Source organism: Amorphus coralli DSM 19760, from assembly GCF_000374525.1.
Classification (GTDB): Bacteria; Pseudomonadota; Alphaproteobacteria; order Rhizobiales; family Amorphaceae; genus Amorphus; species Amorphus coralli.
In genome coordinates this window covers 223,931-243,972 of record NZ_KB894574.1, presented here as the reverse complement: position 1 = coordinate 243,972, position 20,042 = coordinate 223,931, and the positions used below count along the sequence as shown (strand labels likewise).

The 20,042-nt window shown below is 68.4% G+C and carries 22 protein-coding genes; 10 read left to right on the top strand and 12 right to left on the bottom strand.

All coding sequences use genetic code 11. The features are described 5' to 3' along the window. The first annotated feature begins 5 nt into the window (after window positions 1–5). From C507_RS0114170 to C507_RS0114155, 4 genes are read left to right on the top strand one after another with little or no spacing between them, the layout of a single operon-like run. Window positions 6–1,337, top strand: a complete 1,332-nt coding sequence (locus C507_RS0114170) for a TRAP transporter large permease (protein ID WP_018700368.1) — start codon at window positions 6–8, stop codon at window positions 1,335–1,337. Window positions 1,338–1,345: 8 nt separating this feature from the next. Beyond that, the gene (gene hisD, locus C507_RS0114165) at window positions 1,346–2,653 is read left to right on the top strand and encodes a histidinol dehydrogenase (RefSeq protein WP_018700367.1); all 1,308 of its coding nucleotides are present in this window, start codon (window positions 1,346–1,348) and stop codon (window positions 2,651–2,653) included. A 4-nt stretch (window positions 2,654–2,657) separates the two neighbouring features. After that, window positions 2,658–3,419: an SDR family NAD(P)-dependent oxidoreductase gene (locus tag C507_RS0114160; RefSeq protein WP_018700366.1), complete on the top strand. Its 762-nt coding sequence runs from the start codon at window positions 2,658–2,660 to the stop codon at window positions 3,417–3,419. Further along, entirely contained in the window at window positions 3,416–4,402 is a 987-nt protein-coding gene (locus tag C507_RS0114155) for a zinc-dependent alcohol dehydrogenase (protein WP_018700365.1), read from the top strand. Before C507_RS0114160 ends, C507_RS0114155 begins: the two co-directional genes overlap by 4 nt. Before the next feature lie 63 nt (window positions 4,403–4,465). On the opposite strand, the gene C507_RS0114150 is transcribed toward C507_RS0114155, so the two are convergent. The 4 genes from C507_RS0114150 to C507_RS0114135 all read right to left on the bottom strand — a co-directional run bounded on the left by C507_RS0114150 (window position 4,466) and on the right by C507_RS0114135 (window position 7,661). Next, window positions 4,466–5,083, bottom strand: coding sequence for a nuclear transport factor 2 family protein (locus C507_RS0114150; protein WP_018700364.1), 618 nt, complete (start codon window positions 5,081–5,083; stop codon window positions 4,466–4,468). Window positions 5,084–5,122: 39 nt separating this feature from the next. Then, on the bottom strand, window positions 5,123–5,689 hold the full coding sequence (locus C507_RS0114145) for an NADPH-dependent FMN reductase (RefSeq protein WP_018700363.1): 567 nt from the start codon (window positions 5,687–5,689) through the stop codon (window positions 5,123–5,125). 102 nt (window positions 5,690–5,791) lie between these two features. Next, window positions 5,792–6,763 (bottom strand): Bug family tripartite tricarboxylate transporter substrate binding protein, encoded by a 972-nt coding sequence (locus tag C507_RS0114140; protein ID WP_018700362.1) that lies wholly within the window; start codon window positions 6,761–6,763, stop codon window positions 5,792–5,794. Window positions 6,764–6,893: 130 nt separating this feature from the next. Then, entirely contained in the window at window positions 6,894–7,661 is a 768-nt protein-coding gene (locus C507_RS0114135) for an IclR family transcriptional regulator (protein WP_018700361.1), read from the bottom strand. A 102-nt stretch (window positions 7,662–7,763) separates the two neighbouring features. Between C507_RS0114135 and C507_RS0114130 the strand changes: the two genes are divergently transcribed. Both C507_RS0114130 and C507_RS0114125 read left to right on the top strand, forming a co-directional pair. Next, window positions 7,764–8,222 (top strand): tripartite tricarboxylate transporter TctB family protein, encoded by a 459-nt coding sequence (locus C507_RS0114130; protein ID WP_018700360.1) that lies wholly within the window; start codon window positions 7,764–7,766, stop codon window positions 8,220–8,222. A 4-nt stretch (window positions 8,223–8,226) separates the two neighbouring features. Beyond that, entirely contained in the window at window positions 8,227–9,735 is a 1,509-nt protein-coding gene (locus C507_RS0114125; protein ID WP_018700359.1) for a tripartite tricarboxylate transporter permease, read from the top strand. Between the two features lie 9 nt (window positions 9,736–9,744). On the opposite strand, the gene C507_RS21455 is transcribed toward C507_RS0114125, so the two are convergent. The 7 genes from C507_RS21455 to C507_RS0114085 all read right to left on the bottom strand — a co-directional run bounded on the left by C507_RS21455 (window position 9,745) and on the right by C507_RS0114085 (window position 14,375). After that, a complete protein-coding gene (locus C507_RS21455) occupies window positions 9,745–10,149 on the bottom strand; it encodes a YbaN family protein (protein WP_018700358.1) in 405 nt (134 codons plus the stop codon). Between the two features lie 79 nt (window positions 10,150–10,228). Further along, window positions 10,229–10,942, bottom strand: coding sequence for a TetR/AcrR family transcriptional regulator (locus tag C507_RS0114115; protein WP_018700357.1), 714 nt, complete (start codon window positions 10,940–10,942; stop codon window positions 10,229–10,231). Window positions 10,943–11,067: 125 nt separating this feature from the next. After that, window positions 11,068–11,718, bottom strand: a complete 651-nt coding sequence (locus tag C507_RS0114110; protein WP_018700356.1) for a cytochrome c oxidase assembly protein — start codon at window positions 11,716–11,718, stop codon at window positions 11,068–11,070. Between the two features lie 166 nt (window positions 11,719–11,884). Continuing rightward, window positions 11,885–12,307 (bottom strand): metallopeptidase family protein, encoded by a 423-nt coding sequence (locus C507_RS0114105; RefSeq protein ID WP_018700355.1) that lies wholly within the window; start codon window positions 12,305–12,307, stop codon window positions 11,885–11,887. A 414-nt stretch (window positions 12,308–12,721) separates the two neighbouring features. Continuing rightward, window positions 12,722–13,231: a disulfide bond formation protein B gene (locus tag C507_RS0114095; RefSeq protein WP_245559694.1), complete on the bottom strand. Its 510-nt coding sequence runs from the start codon at window positions 13,229–13,231 to the stop codon at window positions 12,722–12,724. A 51-nt stretch (window positions 13,232–13,282) separates the two neighbouring features. Beyond that, window positions 13,283–13,864: a YqaA family protein gene (locus C507_RS0114090; protein ID WP_018700352.1), complete on the bottom strand. Its 582-nt coding sequence runs from the start codon at window positions 13,862–13,864 to the stop codon at window positions 13,283–13,285. A 112-nt stretch (window positions 13,865–13,976) separates the two neighbouring features. Continuing rightward, window positions 13,977–14,375 (bottom strand): RidA family protein, encoded by a 399-nt coding sequence (locus tag C507_RS0114085; RefSeq protein WP_018700351.1) that lies wholly within the window; start codon window positions 14,373–14,375, stop codon window positions 13,977–13,979. A 104-nt stretch (window positions 14,376–14,479) separates the two neighbouring features. On the opposite strand from C507_RS0114085, the gene C507_RS0114080 reads away from it, so the two are divergent. The 3 genes from C507_RS0114080 to iaaH all read left to right on the top strand — a co-directional run bounded on the left by C507_RS0114080 (window position 14,480) and on the right by iaaH (window position 18,031). Continuing rightward, on the top strand, window positions 14,480–15,538 hold the full coding sequence (locus C507_RS0114080) for a MaoC family dehydratase (RefSeq protein ID WP_018700350.1): 1,059 nt from the start codon (window positions 14,480–14,482) through the stop codon (window positions 15,536–15,538). Between the two features lie 91 nt (window positions 15,539–15,629). After that, window positions 15,630–16,388, top strand: coding sequence for a helix-turn-helix transcriptional regulator (locus C507_RS0114075; protein ID WP_018700349.1), 759 nt, complete (start codon window positions 15,630–15,632; stop codon window positions 16,386–16,388). 167 nt (window positions 16,389–16,555) lie between these two features. Beyond that, window positions 16,556–18,031: an indoleacetamide hydrolase gene (iaaH, locus tag C507_RS0114070; RefSeq protein WP_018700348.1), complete on the top strand. Its 1,476-nt coding sequence runs from the start codon at window positions 16,556–16,558 to the stop codon at window positions 18,029–18,031. 8 nt (window positions 18,032–18,039) lie between these two features. Here iaaH and C507_RS0114065 read toward each other — a convergent pair whose 3' ends face one another. Further along, window positions 18,040–18,822 carry an IclR family transcriptional regulator gene (locus C507_RS0114065; protein ID WP_018700347.1) on the bottom strand — a complete coding sequence of 261 codons (783 nt, stop codon included), beginning with the start codon at window positions 18,820–18,822 and terminating at the stop codon, window positions 18,040–18,042. A 103-nt stretch (window positions 18,823–18,925) separates the two neighbouring features. On the opposite strand from C507_RS0114065, the gene C507_RS0114060 reads away from it, so the two are divergent. Next, entirely contained in the window at window positions 18,926–19,954 is a 1,029-nt protein-coding gene (locus C507_RS0114060; protein ID WP_018700346.1) for an LLM class flavin-dependent oxidoreductase, read from the top strand. The last annotated feature ends 88 nt before the right edge of the window (window positions 19,955–20,042 follow it).

The following is a 20,042-nucleotide window of genomic DNA, read 5'->3' as shown; positions in this document are numbered from 1 at the left end:
AGCTCATGCTCTGGAACCAGATTGCCCAGGATGCGCCGCAGATCGGCTGGGACTTCTACGGTCCCGTGATCCTCTTCGTCCTGATGATCGCGCTCGGCGTGCCGGTCTGGTCGGCGATCGGGGCGGCCGCGGTGGCTATGCTCCTGATCTCCGACGTGCTGCCGATGTCGCTTCTGGGCGAAAGCCTGTTCGACGGCATCGACGCCTTTGCACTCACGGCCGTGCCGCTCTTCATCCTGACCGGCGACGTCCTGGTCCGCACCGGCCTCAGCCGCAAGTTCCTCGACATCGCCGATGCGCTCACCTGCTGGGCACGCGGCGGCTTCGGCTCGGCCACTGTGCTCGTCTGCGGCATGTTCTCTGCCATCTCCGGCTCCGACGCCGCGGGCGCGGCGGCGGTCGGCCGCATGACCATCGGCCGGCTGGTGGAGGCGGGTTATCCGCGGCCCTATGCCTGCGCGCTGGTCGCGGCCGGCGCCTGCACCGGCATCCTGATCCCGCCGTCGATCGCCTACATCGTCATTGGCCTGGTGCTCGGCATTTCCGCCTCCACCCTCTTCCAGGCGGCGCTGATCCCCGGTGTCTTGATCCTGCTGTCGATCCTGATCACCAACATCGTGGTCAACCGGCGCCACGCCTACGAGACCGGCGGACTGATCTCCATGGGCGAGTGGACCGCGAATCTCGGTCGCGCGCTGGGCCGCGGCTGGTACGCCTTCATCGTTCCCGCGATCATCTTCTGGGGCATCTTCTCCGGCCGGCTGACGCCGACCGAGGCCGGCGCGACGGCGGTGGTCGTCACCATCATCATGGGGTTCATCCTCGGTACCCTGAAGCTCGCCGATTTCCCGGCGATGATGGAAAGCTCGGCCAAGGTCAGCGGCGTGATCCTTCCGATCGTCGCCCTGTCGCTGCCGCTGGCGCAGACCATGGCGGCGCTCGGCGTGCCGCAGGGTTTCGTGTTCGCGGTGACGTCGGTAACCGACAGCCCGGCGATCCTGATCCTGTTGATGATCGTGGTCCTGATCGCGGCCGGCTGCGTGATGGAGACGACGCCGAACATCGTCATCCTGGCGCCCATCCTGAAGCCGCTCGCCGACAATATCGGCATGAACGAGATCCAGTTCTGCGTGATGATGATCACCGCGCTCGGCGTCGGCTTCATCACCCCGCCGCTCGGCCTTAACCTCTTCGTCGTCTCCGGGCTGACCGGCGAGCCGATTCTCAAGATCGCCTCCCGCGCCGTCCCGTTCGTCTTCTTCATGCTGCTGGTGGTGCTGCTGATTGCCTACGTGCCGGCGCTGTCCACCACGCTCCTCCCCGCCGTCTACCAGTGAGGTTTCCCATGGCCATCGAGTACCTGAAGAAAGCGCAGCACAAATCGACGGATACCGCCGCCGAGGTTCAGGAAAAGGTCCGGGCCATTCTCGCCGAGATCGAGGCGGGCGGCGACGAGGCTGCCATGCGCTACGCGGCCCAGTTCGACCGCTACGAGGGCAACATCCGGCTGACCCGCGAGGAGATCGACGCGGCCGCGGCCAAGGTGCCGCAGCGCCTGAAGGACGACATCCGCTTCGCCTGGGACAACATCCGCCGCTTCGCCGAGGCGCAGAAGGAGTCCATCGGCGACGTGGAGATCGAGATCCGGCCCGGCCTGATCGCCGGCCAGAAGGCGATCCCGTGCCGGGCGGCTGGCTGCTACGTTCCCGGCGGGCGCTACAGCCACATCGCCTCGGCGCTGATGACGGTGACCACGGCCAAGGTGGCGGGCTGCGAGCACATCGTCGCCTGTTCGCCGCCGCGCCCGGACGTCGGCATCGCGCCGGCGATCGTCTACACGGCCGACCTCTGCGGCGCCGACACCATCCTGGCGCTGGGCGGCGTGCAGGGCGTCGCGGCCATGGCGTTCGGTCTCTTCGGCCTGCCCAAGTCCGACATCCTCGTCGGTCCGGGCAACCAGTTCGTCGCCGAGGCCAAGCGCATCCTGTTCGGCCGCGTTGGAATCGACATGTTCGCCGGCCCCACCGACAGCCTGATCCTCGCCGACGAGACCGCCGATCCGGCCATCGTCGCCTGGGACCTCGTCGGTCAGGCCGAGCACGGCTACAACTCGCCGGTCTGGCTCGCCACCACCCACCGGCCGCTGGCGGAGAAGGTGCTGGAGCTGGTGCCGGTCATCATCGAGACCCTGCCGGAACTCAATCGCGACAACGCCCGTGCCGCGTGGCGCGACATGGCCGAGGTGATGGTGGTCGCCGACCGCGAGGGGCTGGCCGAGGTCGCGGACGCCTACGCCCCCGAGCATCTGCACGTGCAGGCGGCCGACCTCGACTGGTTCCTCGACCTGCTGAAGTGCTACGGCTCGCTGTTCCTGGGCGAGGAAACGACCGTCGCCTACGGTGACAAGGCGGCCGGCACCAACCATGTGCTGCCGACGTCGGGGGCGGCCCGTTACACTGGTGGCCTCTCGGTCCACAAGTACATGAAGATCGTCACCTGGCAACGCGCCACCCGGGAAGGCGCCAAGGGCGTGGCGGAGGCCACCGCTCGCATCAGCCGGCTGGAAGGCATGGAGGGCCACGCTCGCACCGCCGACATTCGCCTCGAGAAATATTTTCCCGGCGAAAGTTTCGATCTGACGACGAACGGGTGAGCCGGTGACCGACAGTCCCAATCGCTTTTCCGTCGAAGGGCGCGTCGCCTGCGTCACGGGCGCCAGCTCCGGCATCGGCCGGGCCCTGGCCACGGCGCTGGCCGAAGCGGGCGCCCGGGTTGTCGGCATCGCCCGACGCGCCGAAGCGCTGGAGGCATGGCGCGCCGAAACCGACGGCGAGACGGCGGCGATCCCGGCCGATCTGGTCGATCCGGCCGAGGCCGGAGAGATCGCCCGCCGGGCGGCTGAGCCCTTCGGCGATCCGGAGATCCTCGTCGCGGCCGCTGGCATCAACACCCGGCAAGCGGCCGACGACGTGACGCTCGACGGCTGGCGAACGACCCTCGACCTCAACCTCGCCATGCCCTTCTTTCTCGCCCAGGCGCTGGTGCCGGGCATGCGGGCGAAGGGCTGGGGGCGGATCGTCACCTTCGCCTCGCTGCAGAGCGAGCGCGCCTTTCACGGCGGCCTCGCCTACGGCGCCTCCAAGGGCGGCATCGCCCAGATGACCCGGGCCATGGCCGAGACCTGGTCGCGCGACGGCATCATGGTGAATGCGCTGGCGCCGGGCTTCTTCCCCACCGAGCTGACCGGCCCGGTCTTCGGCGACGCGGAGAGGGCCGCCGCCAACGCCGCCCAGACCTGCATCGGCCGGAACGGCGAAATGGATGATCTCGTCGGCCCGGCGCTGTTCCTGTGCTCCGATGCCTCGCGCTACGTCACCGGCCAGGTCCTGTTCGTGGACGGGGGGTACAGCGCGAAATGAAGGCGCTCGTCTACACCGGTCCCGAAAGCCTCGACTATCGCGACGCGCCCGATCCTGAACCGGGGAACGATCCGCTGATCCGGGTCGCGCACGTCGGCATCTGCGGCTCCGACATGCATGCCTGGGCCGGCCACGACGAGCGGCGTCCGGCGCCGCTGATCCTCGGCCACGAGGCGGCCGGCACCATCGTTGCCGGTCCCGGCGCGGGGCGGCGCGTCACGGTCAATCCGCTGGTCACCTGCGGGGAATGCGAGGCCTGTCGGGCGGGGCGCGACAATCTCTGCCCTGACCGGCAGATCATTTCCATGCCGCCGCGTGAAGGCGCCTTCGCCGAGCTGCTCGCCATCCCCGAGCGCAACCTGGTGGAGATCCCCGACGGGGTGCCGACGGAGAAGGCGGCGCTGGCGGAGCCCATCGCCTGCGGCTGGCACGCGGTGCGGCTCGCCGCCGACCGGCTGAACCGGCCGGTGGCGGAGGCGCGCTGCCTGGTGATCGGTGGCGGCGCCATCGGCCTTGGCGCGGCGCTGGTGCTCGCCATGCACCGGGCCCGCGAGATCCACGTGGCCGAGCCCAACGCGGCGCGGCGCGCCATCGTCGCGAAAGCCGGTCCGTTCGCCACCTTCGATCCGGCGGAAGAAGACGGGCCATCCGGCGTCGACCTGGTGATCGATGCGGTGGGCTTCGAGGCAACCCGGGCAGCCGCTTCGGCAAAGGTCCGGCCGGGCGGCGTCATCATGCACATCGGCCTCGGATCGGCGAGCGGGGGCCTCGACGTGCGCCGGATGACGCTGCAGGAAATCACCGTGACCGGCACCTACACCTACACCGCGGAGGATTTCCGCCACACGGCGGGGGCGATCTTCCGGGGGCGGCTCGGGGCTCTGGACTGGATGGAGGTTCGGCCGCTTGCCGAGGGCGCGCTGGCTTTTGCTGACGCTCGTGCGGGGCGCATCGCGGCGCCGAAGATCCTTCTCCAACCCTGAGAAACAGAACGGGCGGCCGCGATGGGCCGCCCGATTAGAAGGCATGCAAAGGGGGCGGGAGGCTCAGATCGGGGCCGCGCCCGTCGTCTCGCTGCCCTGCAGCCACGCCTTGCCCCGGGCATAGAGTTTCTGGACTTCTTCGCCTTTCAGACCCGGCATGTCCCGCTTCACCGTGAAGCCGAGCTTCGTCTGCATGTAGGCGAGGTGGCGGTAGCCTTCCGGGAACCGGCCAAGCAGCTCTGCATCCAGCTCCAGGTGGGCGGCCGGATCGACGGGATCGAGCCGGTCCTTCTCGTAGATCGGCTGACGCAGCACCACGCCCCACTTTCCGTCGCGCTTCTCCAGGAAGTCGTAGAAGCGGCCGGTGCAGACCACGTCGCAGACGACGCCCTCGACGTTGCCACGCTGAGCGATTGTCATCTTGGTCTGGACGATGGCACGGGGTTCGGCGACGTCGACGGACGTGCCGCCGAGAAAGTGGAGGATGTTGACGCCCTTCTCGAAGCCTTCCCGGCTGACCCGGATGAAGTCGTCGGCAACGCCCTGGAACCAGGTCGCCATCATCACCCCGTCATCGTGCCAGACGGTGCGGAAGCGCTCCCAGTCGCCGGCGTCGCGCCACACGGCCCAGTTTTCGACCAGGTCGCGGATGGCGAGACGGTCCATGAGATCGTCGGTCATTGCTTTTGTGTCCTTGGATGACATCCGACCAGTCGGGCGCTAGCGCGCCACGAAGCGGTCGACGAAGGGCTGAAAGGCTTTCAGTTGCGCGGCGATGGCATCACGGGTCGGTCCGTCGCTCACCACCCCCGCTTCCTCGTCGACCTTGGACTTGGCGAAGGAGACGAAGACTTCCGGCTTGGTGAAGACGATCGCGTCGAGGAACACCATGATCTGGCGGAGGTGATACTGGCAGCGCGCGCCGCCCAGCATGCCGATGGCGGCTGACTGAAGCGCCACCGGCTTGCCGGCGAACGGCTGGTCGGGAAGCCGCGAGACCCAGTCGATGGCGTTCTTCAGGACGCCGGGGACCGAGTAGTTGTATTCCGGGGTGACGATCATCACCGCGTCGGCTGCGCGCACCGCGTCGCCGAGTGCCGACACCGCCTCCGGGAAGCCCGACGCCTGTTGCAGATCGGCGTCGTAGAGTGGGATCGATCCGATGTCGGGGGCGGTGGTGAAGCGCATGCCCGCGGGGGCGAGATCGGGCAGCGAGTTGCAGAGCATGCGGTTGAAGGAGCCCGCCCTGAGGCTTCCGCACAGGACGAGCACGGTCTGGTCGCTCATATCAGCCATCCGCGATGGGGGAGAGGGAAAGGAGGCCCGGACACCGCGGGTGCCCGGGCCGGGGATCCGGTCGCGTGGACCGGATTCCGGGAGGAGTGGCGATCAGCGCTGCTCGATGCCGGCGGCTTCGCGCACCTTCTGCCAGCGCTCGACGTCGGAGGCGATCTGGTCCCCGAAGGCCTCCGGGGTCGAGCCGCCGATCACGTAACCGGATTCCAGGGCCTTCTTCTGCAGATCTTCGTCAGCAACGGCCTTCTGCACGGCAGCGTTCGCCTGCTCGACGATCTCGTCGGGCGTGCCGGCCGGGAAGTTCAGCCCGTACCAGGTTGCGACGTCGTAGTCGGGGTGACCGGCTTCGGCGACGGTGCTGACGTCCGGCAACGCCGGATGACGTTCGGCGCTCGTGACGGCCAGCGCCTTGATGTCTCCGGCCTTGACCTGACCGACCACCGGGGCGAGCACTTCCACCAGCATGTCGACTTCGCCGGAGAGCACGGCAGCCAGTGCCTCCGGGGTCTTCTGGTAGGGGATGTGGACCACGTCGACACCGAGGGTTTCGGCGAGCAGCGCGCCCGCGAAGTGCTGTGACGAGCCCACGCCGACGCTGGCGAAGGTCAGGTCACCGGGGTTCTCCTTGGCGAGCGCAACGAGTTCCTCGATGGTGCTCGCCTCGAAGTCTGGCCGGGCCACGACCACCAGCGGCATGCGCGCCACGACCGATACCGGCTGGAAGTCGCTGACCGCGTCATAGGGCAGGTCCTTGTACATGGCGGCGGCGACGGTATGGCCGTTGGCCATCATGTACATGGTGTAGCCGTCCGGATCGGCCTTGGCGGCCGCGGCCGCGCCGATGGTGCCGCCGGCGCCGGGCCGGTTGTCGATGACGACCGGCTGGCCGAGCACCTCCGACAGCGGCTCGGCGACCATGCGCGACAGGGTATCCGTTCCGCCCCCCGCTCCATAGGCAACGACGACGTGAACCGGGCGCTCGGGCCAGTCGGCCGCGGTTGCGCCGGTGGCGAGCGTCAAGGCGGCAGCGCCGGCGATCACCGAGCGCAGAACTGTCGAAACCATGATCTTCCCTCCCACAAAGGCCCGTTCGGGGCGTTTCGTATTGTGAACAAATTTTATATGAGAAATAGGATCACGGCCGGATGCGCGCGTCAAGCAGCCGTCGTCGGGCAGAGGCGCGCGCTCGGAGGGCTCAGCTGCGACTGCGGTCCAGGATGGCTTCGGCCTGGGCCACGGCCTTGCGGATCTGCTGGCGGATGTGAACACCCTCCCGCTGATCGTAGCGGGCAATCGGGATGGCAACGTTCACCGCGCCAACCACCGCGTCGCCGCGTTTCACCGCCATGGCGAGCCCGAGGATGCCCGGCGTGAACTCCTCGTCCACCACCCCGAACCCTTCCGCCCGGGTGCGTTCGATGTCGCGCATCAGCCGCTCCACGGACTGGATCGTGTTGCGGGCGAACATCTCGAAGCGGACCCGCTTGAAGTAGGCGTCGAGCCAGGAATCGTCCATCTCCGCCAGCAGCGCCTTGCCGGCGGAAACCGCATAAAGCGGTGCGAGGTCACTGGTTTTCATGGTGAAGGACAGCGAATGCTGGCCCGGGCGGGTGTAGATCACTTCGGTGTCGTCGCCGAGCTGGCGGTTGAAGCCGCAGGTCTCGTTGATGGCGCGGGAGAGGTCGTCCACCACCGGCCGCATCAGCTTGCCGAGATGAGCGCCGGCATCTGCGCCGCGGGCCAGTTCCGCCACCTTCGGCCCGATCGTGTAGCCCTCTTCGCCGGCCGCCACGTAGCCCCGCTCTGTCAGCGTCGCCATCAGGTGGAACAGGCTGCTCTTCGGGATATCGAGCGCGCCTGCAATGGAAGAGGACGGCGCCGGCCCCGGGCAGACCGCGAGATATTCCAGCAGGTCCAGGGTCCGGTCGGCCGACTTGACTTTGCGAACGGAGGCGGGTCTCATATCGTCAATCCACTTACATATGTAAACGCCGATAACAAACACGATCCGCCCCGTTCCGCAAGCCATCGAAGCGCGCCGGGGCTCGCGGCCAGGAGGGAGCGAGTGCGAATTCCGAGGGCGCCTCTGACCGTCGGGCTGGCGGCGGCGGCCGTAGCCGGGGTGGGCCTGCTCGGCATGTGGGAGGCGTCGACCTACTCGTTCGGTACCGCCCGTATGTTCGGTCCGGCCGTGTTTCCCTTCGCCCTGTCGGTTCTGCTCCTGATGGCAGCGGCGGGCATCGTTCTGGAAGGGGGCACCGAGCAAGACGAGCAGCCGATCCGCATCACCCGGGCCCGTGCCCTGGTCTTCGTTACCGTTCTCGGCGGACCCGTGGCCTTTGCGCTGATCGTCGGCCGGCTTGGGCTGGTCCCGGCGGTGTTCGCCTGCGTGCTGGTTTCTGCGCTTGCCGAGCGCAGCCTGACACCGTTCGGCGCCCTCGCGCTGGGTGCGGTCCTCGCCGCCGGCTGCACCGCGGTCTTCTTCTATTTCCTCAACCTGCCGCTGCGCCCCTTCATCTGGTGACCTCGTGGACCTGATCGACAATCTGAGCCTCGGCTTCAGCGTTGCGCTGTCCCTGTCGGCGCTGACCTACTGCGTCATCGGCATCACGCTGGGCATCATGATCGGCGTCCTGCCGGGCATCGGTCCGCTGGCCACCGTCGGGATGCTCCTGCCGCTGACCTTCTACGCCCCGCCCACCGAGGCGATCATCATGCTTGCCGGCATCTACTACGGCTCGATGTACGGGGGCTCGACGGCGGCGATCCTGCTCAACCTTCCCGGCACCGCGGGGGCGGCGGTGACCTGCCTGGACGGCCACCCCATGGCCCGGGACGGACGCGCCGGCGTGGCGCTCTTCGCGACCACCGTGTCGTCCTTCTTCGGCGGGCTGTGCGGCATCCTCATCCTGGCGGGCTTCGCGCCCCTCCTGGCCGCCGTGGCGCTGAACTTCGGCTCGCCGGAATATTTCGCGCTGATGTGCCTCGGCTTGCTGGCGGCCGCCCTGGCCGGCGACGGCTCGCCCAGCCGGGCGCTGGCGATGATTGTCTTCGGCCTGCTGCTCGGCGTCGTCGGGACTGACGTGAACTCCGGGGTCCGCCGCTTCATCTTCGGTTTCGTTCATCTCAGCGACGGCATCAATTTGGTGGTGGTTACCACTGGTCTCTTCGGCATCGCGGAGGTGATCGCCAACGCCGGCCGGATCAACCGCGGCGGCCTGCACAAGCTGGATTTGCGCTGGCGCGCGCTGATCCCGACGCGGGACGACTTCCGCCGCTCCATGATGCCGGCGCTGCGCGGAACCTCCATCGGCGCCGTCCTCGGCATCCTCCCGGGCACCGGTGCAGCGCTCTCAACCTTCGTCGCCTACGCCTTCGAGCGGCGCGTCTCGAAAACGCCGGAGCGCTTCGGCAAGGGGGCCATCGAGGGCGTGGTGGCGCCGGAATCGGCCAACAATTCCGCCGCCCAGACGGCCTTCATTCCGACCCTCAGCCTCGGCATTCCCGGCGACGCCATCGTCGCCATCATGCTGGGGGCGCTGATCATCCACGGCGTGGTGCCGGGCCCGCGCCTGATCGCCGACCATCCGGAACTCTTCTGGGGCCTCACCGTCAGCTTCCTGATCGGCAACATCCTGCTGCTGCTGCTCAACCTGCCGCTGATCGGTTTGTGGGTGCGGATCCTGGCGATCCCCTACGGCATCCTCTACCCGGCGATCCTGGTGTTCATCTGCGTCGGCGTCTACTCGATCTCGAACTCCGCCTTCGACGTGCTGCTCGCCGTGTTCTTCGGCGCGGTAGGCTATGGCATGCGGCTGGCACGCTTTCCCACGGCGCCGCTGCTCCTCGGCCTGGTGCTGGGCCCGCTCCTGGAGCAGAACCTGCGGCGCTCCATGATGCTGTCGCGGGGCGATCCGATGATCTTCGTGGAGCGGCCGATCTCCGCGGCGATCCTTGCCTGCTCGGTGCTTCTGGTGGTGCTGTTCATCGCCGGTGCCGTGCGCAGGCGGCGCCGGGCGGCGGCCGGAGAGGCCTGAGGCGCCTCGTCACCCGCTCCGCGTTGGTGTTTCGGGAGGCTCCGTCTTGGCCGTCGGAGGCAAAGGACGGCTCGCCACGTAAGCCGCGCCGATCCCCATCAACGCGGCGACGGCCAGCGCCAGTGCCCAGCCCGGGCGCGAGGTGTAGAGAAACACCGCAAATCCCAGTGCCATGCCGCCATAGGCGGCGAGCTTGGCCCGTTTCGGGATCGCGCCGTGGGCGCGCCAGTGGGTGAGCAGCGGGCCGAAACGCGGGTGGCCGAGGAGCCAGGCTTCCAGGCGCGGCGAGGAGCGGGCAAAGCAGCCGACTGCGAGGATCAGGAAGGGCGTGGTGGGCAGCACGGGCAGCACCACGCCGACGAAGCCGAGCGCCACGAACCCGTATCCCAGGACAAGATAGATCAGGCGTTGCATCGCTCGGTCCGTTGCGGGCCGGCGAATGTCCGCCCGCTTTCTCCCCTCGGCAAGTCGCCGGCCGCCCAGAGGTTCCGCCTCACAGCTGGCCGGGGTGCCCCTGGGATATGGGGTCGCGCGCGACGCCGTGCAGGAAGATCGCAATGCAGCGGCGCACATGCGCGGCCCTGTCGCGTCCCTTCGGCACCAGTGGATCATCCGGGCCTCGGATGACCATCGTTCCGAACACCATGTCCAGGAGGATGTGCGCCGCGACTTCGGGTTCCTCCAGGCGGATCGAACCGTCCGCGGCGCGCCCGGCGAGCCAGGCCGCCAGCGCTGAGCGCATCTGGTCGCCGCCTTCGCGCACGAGAATGTCGCCCAGCTCGGGGTGCTGGGCGGATTCCACGCGGACGAGGCGCAGGATGGCGTGCCGCTGTCGCTCCTCCGAAGGGGCCAGGTCGGCGCGCAGGATCCGCTCCAGCGCCCGGTCGATGGGCATGTCGTCATAGTCGCCCGGCAGCGCGAGCAGGCAGCTCCGGTGTGCGCGGATGAGGGAGGCGAAGAGCTCCGACTTGCTGGGAAACAGCCGGTAGAGCGTGCGTTTGGATATGCCGCAGCGCGCGGCGACGTCGTCCATGGTGGTGCGATCGTAGCCGTGGGCCACGAACAAATCGTTGGCCGCCTGGATGATGGCGTCCCGCTGCTCGTCGTCCGAGCGCAGCTTCGGCCGCCCGCGCGGGCGCGCGGGGGTGGCGGCGGGCGCCCGGGCAGAGGGTCTTCGTCCGGGGCTGGTCCTGGGCTGAAGGGGCATCTGGGCGGATCCGGGAGAGGGATCGTGGACCGATCGAAGCCGTCAGCAGGCGTCCCGAAAGTGGCGATCCCGTGACCCGCCGGCGCCGCGCGTGGCGCGACCCGGCTTATCGGTCGGCTTCGGCTTTAGCGACGGCGCGGTGCGTCGTTGGCGAAGCCGACGTTGTCGCCCGACTCCAGGCTGGCATCGAGGGTGCGCGATTCGCCCGCCAGGTCGCGCGCCGCGGCGACCTCTTCCGGCGACAGGCCCTCCTGGGCGAAGAAGGTGTAGGACAGCGTCATCGTGCCGATGCTCTCCGCCTCGTCGTCGGCGAGCATCTCCTCGTCGATGTAGAAGACGAGGGGCATTTCGGCGCTCTCGCCCGGCTTCAGCCGCTCCTGAGTGAAGCAGAAACACTCGATCTTGTAGAAATACGGAGCGCCCGCATAGGGCGTCACGTTGAACGTCGCCTGGGCGACCACAGTCTCGTCCGACAGGTTGCGGGCGATGTAGTAGGCCTTGGTCGGTTCGCCGAACTTCACCGTCACCGAGCGCTGCGCCGGCTTGAACTCCCAGTCGAGGCCGGGTGCGACGTTGGCGTCGAAGCGCACCGTGATCTCGCGGTCGGAGGTGCTGGCCGGCGCCGTCGCCGCCTGGGCCTGGTTTACGGTGCCGCCGTAGCCGGTGACCGCGCAGAACATGCGATAGAGCGTGGGCGAATAGGAGACGAGCCCGATCATCACCGCGACGACCACGGTGAGGCTGGCAACCAGCGGCACATTGTTGCCGGTGCGCATGAAGCGCTGTCCCTTTGCTGACGCGAACGATCGGCCGGCTGCCGCATGGGCGGCGCCGGGCCCGACTTTCTATCTAGCAAATGTGACGGCGTTCGGCGATGGCCGGAGACAGTTGGCCGCACCTTGTCCGGGGCGCCAGGTCGGCGGGGCCTGGCGAAGGCGGGCGTCAGTCGGCGGCGGCCTCGACCGCTTCCATGTCGGCATCCGACAGGCCGAAATGGTGGCCGATCTCGTGGATGAGCACGTGGGTGACGATCTCCGCCAGCGTGTTCCCCGTGTCGGCCCAGTAATCCATGATCGGCCGGCGGAACAGCCAGATATGGTTCGGCATCTGACCGGTCTGTGCCAGCCCGCCGGTCATCGGCAGTCCGACCCCCTCGAACAGGCCGAGCAGCTCGAACGGAGACGACAGGCCGAGATCGTCCAGCATCGACTTCTCGGGAAATTCCGCCACCCGGATCACCAGATCCCCGGTAAGAGCCCTGAAGGACTCCGGCAGCCGGTCGAAGGCGGTGCGGCCCAGTGTCTCGAAATCGTCGAGGTCGGGAGCGATCAGGCTCGGCCAGCGGTCGGGGAGGGTCGTTTTCATATGGTCTCGGTACACGGGAGCGTGAAATGGGTGCTCTAGAGTAAGCAGACGGTTGGAAAAAACCTAGCACCCCGTACGCTCCACGCTCCTGCGCGCACAGGGCCGGGAGCACGCGAGGGTGGAGACGGTGCCCGGCAACCTTGCCGGGCCGGCGCTTGTCACGACGCGCCGTCAACCCGCAGCGATATCCCGGCGATGGTCCCGGCGCATTAGCAAATGACATGTTCTTCGCGCGGGACGGGATCCCGGCGGCGGGGCGCGGTGGGGCACTCCGGCCGGCCGCCAGCTCTCCGGCCTAGAGATAGGTGGTCACCAGGTAGATGATCAGGGCGATCGCGGCGACATAGCCGAGCCCGCGCCCGATCAGCACGCCCCACTTCTCCACCCAGTCGTCCGACGGCGGTTCGCCGGTCATCACGTCCGCTCCCTGCCACCGAGGGCGCCGACCAGCCCGATCAGGACCAGGAGCGCCGAGACAAGCGCATTCCAGCCTGCAAAGGAGAGGCCGAACACGCGCAGGGCCGGCTCGGTGCAGCTCACCACCCGGGTCTGGTTGAGCGTCTGCAGCAGGCTGCCGGCGTCGCGGGTCGAGGTGTCGGCGCCGGCGCAGTCGGTCGGTCCAGGCCAGAAACCCCATTCGGCGCCGGCCTGGTAGGTGCCCAGATAGAGGCCGTAGGCCATCACCACCGCGAAGGCGAAGAGCAGCAGGCGGGCGCCTGTAACCCGGCCGACGGAGGCAAGCCACACGGCGAGAAGGGTCAGCGGAATGCCCGCGTAGTACGGCACGCGCTGCTCCAGGCAGAGCGGGCAGGGCATGTACCCGCCGATGAGCTGGAAGCCCCAGGCCGTGACGATGGCGGTCGCGGCGATCACGAAGGCGGCGCTGGCGAAGATCATCAGGCGGCGGCGCGAAAGCGGGTTCAATCCGGGCTCCAGCATGGGCGTAACGGTCCTCGAGACGAGATCGGGACGAGGCTACAGAAGAAACTTGGCGACCACGAAGCCGCCCACAAGCAGCACCACGCCGACGGTGAACACCAGGCCGAGGCGCTCCTCGATGAAGGCCTTCACCGGCGGGCCGAACAGGTAGAGCAGCCCCGAGACCACGAAGAACCGGATGCCGCGCGACAGGACGCTCGCCACCATGAAGACGGCGAAGTCGAGCCCGGTTGCGCCCGAGGCGATGGTGATCACCTTGTAGGGAAACGGCGTCAGCCCGGCGATGAAGACGATCCAGGCGCCGTAGTCGTTGTAGCGGGCCGCGAAGTCCTCGAATTTGTGGGCGTAGCCGTAGAAGGCGAGGATCGGCTCGGCGATGGTCTCGAACGCCGCATAGCCGATCAGGTAGCCGAAGGCGCCGCCGAGAACCGAGGCGACGGTGCAGATCAGCGCAAAGACCAGCCACTTGTTGCGGCGCGCGATCACCATCGGGATCAGCAGGGCGTCTGGCGGGATCGGGAAAACCGAGCTTTCGGCGAAGGACACGCCGGCAAGCGCGGCAGGGGCGTGGCGGCCGGCAGCCAAGGCCAGCGTCTTGTCGTAAAGGCGGCGAAGCATGGGACTTCCTTGGAGAGCGGCGCGGCCCGGCATTGGCGGGGCGCAGGGCGCGCCGTTCGGCGCACCCCGGTCCCATAGCTCAATTCGCCGCGCCTGACGAGACGAAGCCGTCTCAGTCGTCGGGGCGGGAGATCTTGCGCCGGGCGGTGACCTCGATCTCGACCTTCATTTCCGGCCGGATCAGGTCGCACACCACCATCGTGGCGGCCGGCCGGATCTCGCCGAAGACGGAGCCGAGAACCTCGAAGACCCGTTCCGCGTCGTCGGGATCGACGAGGTAGTAGCGGGCCCGGACCACGTCATCCATGGAAGCTTCCGCATCGGCCAGCGCCGCGCGGATGGTCTCCAGCGCGTTGCGCGCCTGGTCGACCACGTCGTCCGGCATGGTCATGGTGCGGTAATCGTAGCCGGTGGTGCCGGACACGAAGACCCAGCGGCCGTCGACGACGGCGCGCGAATAGCCGGCCTTCGCCTCGAACGGCGAACCGGACGAGATCAGTCTGCGGGTCATGGCTGCCTCCTCAAGGGCGCTGGCCCTCGCCGCGCCGTACTTGACAGCACCACCCCCTCGCGCTGCAACAGGTGTCGCGAGAGGCCAGCATCGGGGAACGGCGCGTGTCCAAGACCTTCTACGGCAATTTCTTCGAGGATTTCACCGTCGGGATGGTGATCCGGCACGCCACCCCGCGCACCGTCACGGTGGGCGACGTGGCGCTCTACAACGGGCTGTTCGGCGCGCGCTTCGCGGTCCAGTCGTCGGACGCCTTCGCCCACGCGCTCGGCTATCCGCAGAGCCCGGTGGACGATCTGCTGGTCTTCCACATCGTCTTCGGCAAGACGGTGTCGGACATCTCGCTCAATGCCGTCGCCAATCTCGGCTATGCCGGCTGCCGCTTCCTCGCGCCGGTCTATCCGGGCGACACGCTCTATGCCGTGTCGGAGGTGATCGGCCTCAAGGAGAACTCCAACGGCAAGACCGGCGTCGTCTACGTGCGCTCCACCGGCTACAAGGCCGACGGCACCGAGGTGCTGGACTATGTGCGCTGGGTGATGGTGCGCAAGCGCGATCCGGGCACCCCGCCGCCGGAGCCGCACGTGCCGGAGCTGCCGGCAGCCCTCGATGCCGATTCGCTCGGCAACGCCGTACCGCTTCTCGATCTCGGCGAATGGAGCGACGCCTTCGCCGGCTCGCCCTATCGCTACGAGCATTATTCCGTCGGCGAGAAGATCGACCACGTCGACGGCATGACCATCGAGGAGGCGGAGCACCAGATCGCCACCCGGCTCTATCAGAACACGGCGAAGGTCCATTTCAACCAGCACACCGAGGGCGAGGGCCGCTTCGGCCGGCGCTTGGTCTATGGCGGCCACGTCATCTCGCTGGCCCGGTCGCTGTCCTTCAACGGCCTGGCGACCGCCTTCCACTTCGCCGCCATCAACGGTGGGCGCCATGTCGCCCCGGCCTTCGCGGGCGACACCATCTACGCCTGGTCGGAAGTGATCGACAGGGGCGAAATTCCCGGCCGTCGCGACCTCGGCGCGCTACGGTTGCGCACGATCGCGACCAAGAACCGGGCCTGCCACGACTTCCCCGCCGTGGATGCCGAGGGCCGCTACGACCCGTCCGTCGTGCTCGACCTTGACTACTGGGTGCTTCTGCCGCTGACCGAGTGAGGCTGCGGCCCGGCACCGCTGTCGGCACGGCGCTGGACGGGCGGCAAGGCTGCGGTACACTCGGTACCGGATCCTGAGGGGGGATCCGGCCATGCTGACCACGCTCGATTCCCGCGAGGTGCGTCTCGTCGGCAAGCTGATGACGACGCTTGCGGATTGCGAGGACTCCGGCCGCCTGCGCCTGCGTGCCGGCGAGATCCTGCTCGACCTCCTGAAGGCCGACCACTTCGCCTCCTATGTCTGGGATCCCGCCGCCCGCACCTTCGGCGGTCGCGTGTTCCTGAACATGGATCCGGCCAACCTCGACGCCTATTCCGCCTACTTCCAGTTCCGCGATCCGATCACGCTGGAGCTGAAGAAGCGGGCCCGGGCGACCCACGTCAACGAGATCCTCGAGCAGCCGGACCTGGAGCGCACCGAGTTCTTCAACGACTTCCTGGCCCGCGACGGCCTGCATTACGGCATGAACTATCACGGCCACGACGGCGTCCGGCACGTGGGCGATCTCAGGATCTGGCGCGGGCGCGGGCGCGGCAACTTCGATCGCGGCGAACTGGCGCTGCTCGATCTCATCGGTCCGGCCTTCACCACAGCCATGCGCACCGCCCAGCGCTTCGGCGAGCGCCACGGCGCGGTCGACCGGCAGGCGCGCATCGCGGCATCGGCCGCCCGCTACCGGCTGACCCCGCGCGAGACCGACGTGGCCCGCGCACTTGCCGCCGGCGGTACCGACGCCACCGTCGCCGAGGCCTGCGCCATGAGCGTGCCGACGCTGCGCACCCACCTCACCCACATGTTCGCCAAGACGAACACCGGTTCCCGCGCGGCGTTGCTGGCGGCCCTGCTCTGAGGCGCTTCCGGGCGGAGGCGAAACCGGTTCGCGGCCCGCGCGTCCCCATCATCATTTCCGAGGATGGCGGTGGGCCCGGGATCGGCAACGCTCTTGTATCGGTCCGCAAAGGGCCTTCGAGGGGAGACTTCACCATGACGACATTTGCGAAGAGAGGCAGGCTGGCCATGGCGGTTGCGCTGGGAGCCGGGCTGGCGGCGACACCGGCCGCGGCACAGGACGATCCGCGGTCGCTGACGGTGCGCGGGGCGGCGGATGCGATCCGGAGCGGCCAGGTCACCAGCGTGGAACTGGTCGAGGCGCTTGCCGCGGCCGCCGAGACGCACTCCGACCTGAACGCCTTCATCACGCTGGACGCCCAGGCCGCCGGCGAAGCGGCGGCGGACGCCGACGAACGCCTGGCGCGCGACGAGGCCGCCGACAAGCCGCTCCTCGGCGTGCCGCTGGTCTTCAAGGACAACATCGTGGTGTCCGGCCTGCCCACCACCGGCGGCACCCCGGCGCTCAAGGACTTCGTCTCAGACGCCAGCGCGCCGGTTGTGGAGCGGCTGCAGGCGGCGGGCGCCATCGTGCTCGGCAAGACCAACCTGCATGAGCTCGCCTTCGGCATCACCTCCGACAATGCCGCCTTCGGGGCCGTCGCCAACGCCTACGACGCCTCCCGTTCCGCCGGCGGATCGTCCGGTGGCACGGGCGCCGCCGTGGCCGCGCATCTGGCGCCCGGCGGGCTCGGCACGGACACCGGCGGCTCGGTCCGCATCCCGGCGGCGCTCAACGGCATCGCCGGCCTGCGGCCCAGCATGGGCCGCTACCCCGCCTCCGGCGTTGTGCCCATCGCCTCCACCCGCGATACGCCGGGGCCGCTGGCGCGTACCGTCGACGATCTGGTGCTCCTCGACGGGGTCATCACGGCCTCGCCGACCCGTCTCGAAGCGGCGCCGCTCGACGGCGTGCGGCTTGGTGTCGTGGAGGCCTTCACCGGTGGTCTGTCCGCCGAGGTGCAGACCGTATGGGACGCGGCGACGGCGAAGCTGCAGGAGGCTGGGGTCACGCTGGTTCCGGTCGAGATGCCCGAGGTGATGGCGCTCAACGAGAAAATCGGCTTTCCCATCGCGCTCTACGAGGTGGGCCGCGACCTGCCGGCGTTCCTCGATGAGTGGAAGACCGGCGTGAGCCTGCAGCAGGTGGCCGACGGCGTGGCCAGCCCGGACGTGCAGTTCGTGTTCGGCAATTTCGTCGTGGGCGACAAGACAATGCCACTGGAAGCCTACGAGGCGGCCATGGGCACCTTCCGTCCGCAGCTCCAGGCGCTCTACGCGGAAACCTTCGCGGAAAACCGTCTCGACGCACTTGTCTTCCCGACCACCATTCTGGCGGCACCGCCGAAGGAGGGGTCCGGCGAGACTGTCGAGTTGGACGGCCAGCAGGTGCCGACCTTCCAGACCTTCATCCGCAACACCGATCCGGGCTCCAACGCCGGCATTCCCGGCCTGAGCCTGCCCATCGGCCTGACGGAGGCCGGGCTGCCGGTTGGGCTCGAACTTGACGGGCCGATCTTCACCGACCGGCGGCTTCTCGCCATCGGCCTTGCCATGGAAGAGCTGTTCGGCACGCTGCCGCCGCCCGCCGTCGCCAGCGAATAGGGCACGGCCTAGCCTGTGTAGCCGAGGCCGCGCGACAGCGCGTCGGCCTCGGCCCGGACGGCCTGCGCCGGTTGCCCGCCTGGGCTCGCGTCGAAGCCGGTGGTGGAGCCGAGCACGGTGAGAACCTGGACAACCCGGCCTTCGTGATCGAACACCGGGGCCGCCACCGCCGCGATGCCGGGGAGCATGGTGTCGCGCACCGAGGCCACGCCCGCTGCCCGGGTTTCCGCCACCAGCGCGTCGATCGCCTCCGGTGCCAGCTCCTCTTCGGCCGCAGCCCGCACCGCCGGATCGTCGTGAAAGGCGAGGAAGGCCCGGCCCGAGGCTGAGCGCGCCATCGACAGGACCGAGCCCGTCCGCACCGCCATGAACACCGATTGGGCCGCCGGCTCCACCGCGGCCACCGTCGCCCCCTTGTTGGCCAGAACCGCGAGCAGCGTCGTCGCGCCGAGGTCCTGCGCCAGCCGTCGGACCGCTTCGCGCCCGCGCCGCTCCGGATCGAGCCGGCCCAGCGCGGAGAGGCCCACCGACACGGCGAGCGGCCCCAGCCCGTAGAGCGCGGTGTCGCCGTCCCGGGCAACGAGGCCGGCGCGCACCAGGCTTGCGAGGTAGCGATGCGCCTTCGGTGCCGCCATCCCGCTCGCCTGGGCGATCGCTGTCAGCGTCAGCGGCGTCCCCGCCTCGATCAGCGGGGGAAGCAGCGACAGGCCGACCTCTACCGAGCGCACGCCGGATGCGGCGGTCTCATCGTCAGTTGCGATCGGATCCTCCGGGGACGGGTGCGTTGACATGAGCCACTCTGGATTATTACGCTTTGTGTAATCGATTTACGAAAAATGAAAAAGCCTGCGCGCCGCCATCGGCATTGACGCGGGCGGTCGGGGAGACAGCGACATGATGTTCCGCACCTCCATCTTCTCCGTCCAGGATCACTATCCGGGCCGCGGCCGCTCGGTCCAGGATCTGTACGCTCAGGTTCTTGCCCAGGCGGAACTAGCGGAGGAGGAGGGCTACGACACCTTCTTCGTCGCCGAGCACCACTTCCACGAATACGGCGTGGTGCCCAATCCGCTGCTCATGCTGTCCGCGATGGCCCAGCGCACCCGGCGCATCCGGCTCGGCACCGCTATTTCCATCCTCACCTTCCACGATCCACTCACGCTGGCGGAAGGCTACGCGATGGTGGACGTGCTTTCGGGTGGCCGTCTCGTCCTCGGCGTCGGGTCCGGCTACCTGAAGCACGAGTTCGAAGGCTACGGCGTGCACCCATCCGAGAAGCGCGAGCGTTTCGACGAGAATCTGGAGATCATGCAGCGCGCGCTCTCCGGCGAACGGGTCCGCTTTCAGGGCAGGTGGCGGACAGTGGAGGACGTGGCGCTCAACGTGCTGCCGCTGCAGCGTCCGACGCCGCCGGTCTATGTCGCGATCCTTGCTGCCGAGGCGGCTTACCACGTCGGCAGGAAGGGCCAGAAGATCTTCACCGTCCCCTATGCCTCGGTCGGCGGCTTCGACGACATCGCCGGGCTGGTCGAGGCCTACCGCAACGGCCAGGCCGACGGCGGGATCGAGCCGACGCCGGACGACATTCTGGTCACGATGCATACTCACGTCGCGGAGACCGACGAAGAGGCGCGGCGCGCGGCGTCGGATGCGTTCGATCTCTATGTCGATACCCGCCTTTATGCGCGCAAGCAGACCTACGACGACATCATGGCGAGCGGCTTGTCGCTGATGGGCGGAGTCGACACGGTGCGCGACAAGGTCTCCGCCCTTCAGGGCATGGGGGTTTCCCATCTCGTGACGCTGCACAATTTCGGGCTGATTCCCCAGGTCGAGATCGAGGAGTCTATGACCCGCCTCATGAGACGCGCGGTTCCCTCCGAGCGTGCGGGTGACGGCGAAATGGCAATTTTACGGGGATAGTCGCCACCGGAATTTCAGGGTCTGCAGCCTGCTGCCCCCTTGCCACCGGCATCCGGCCCGGTGTCAATGAAGGGTGGCGGCGGCGCTT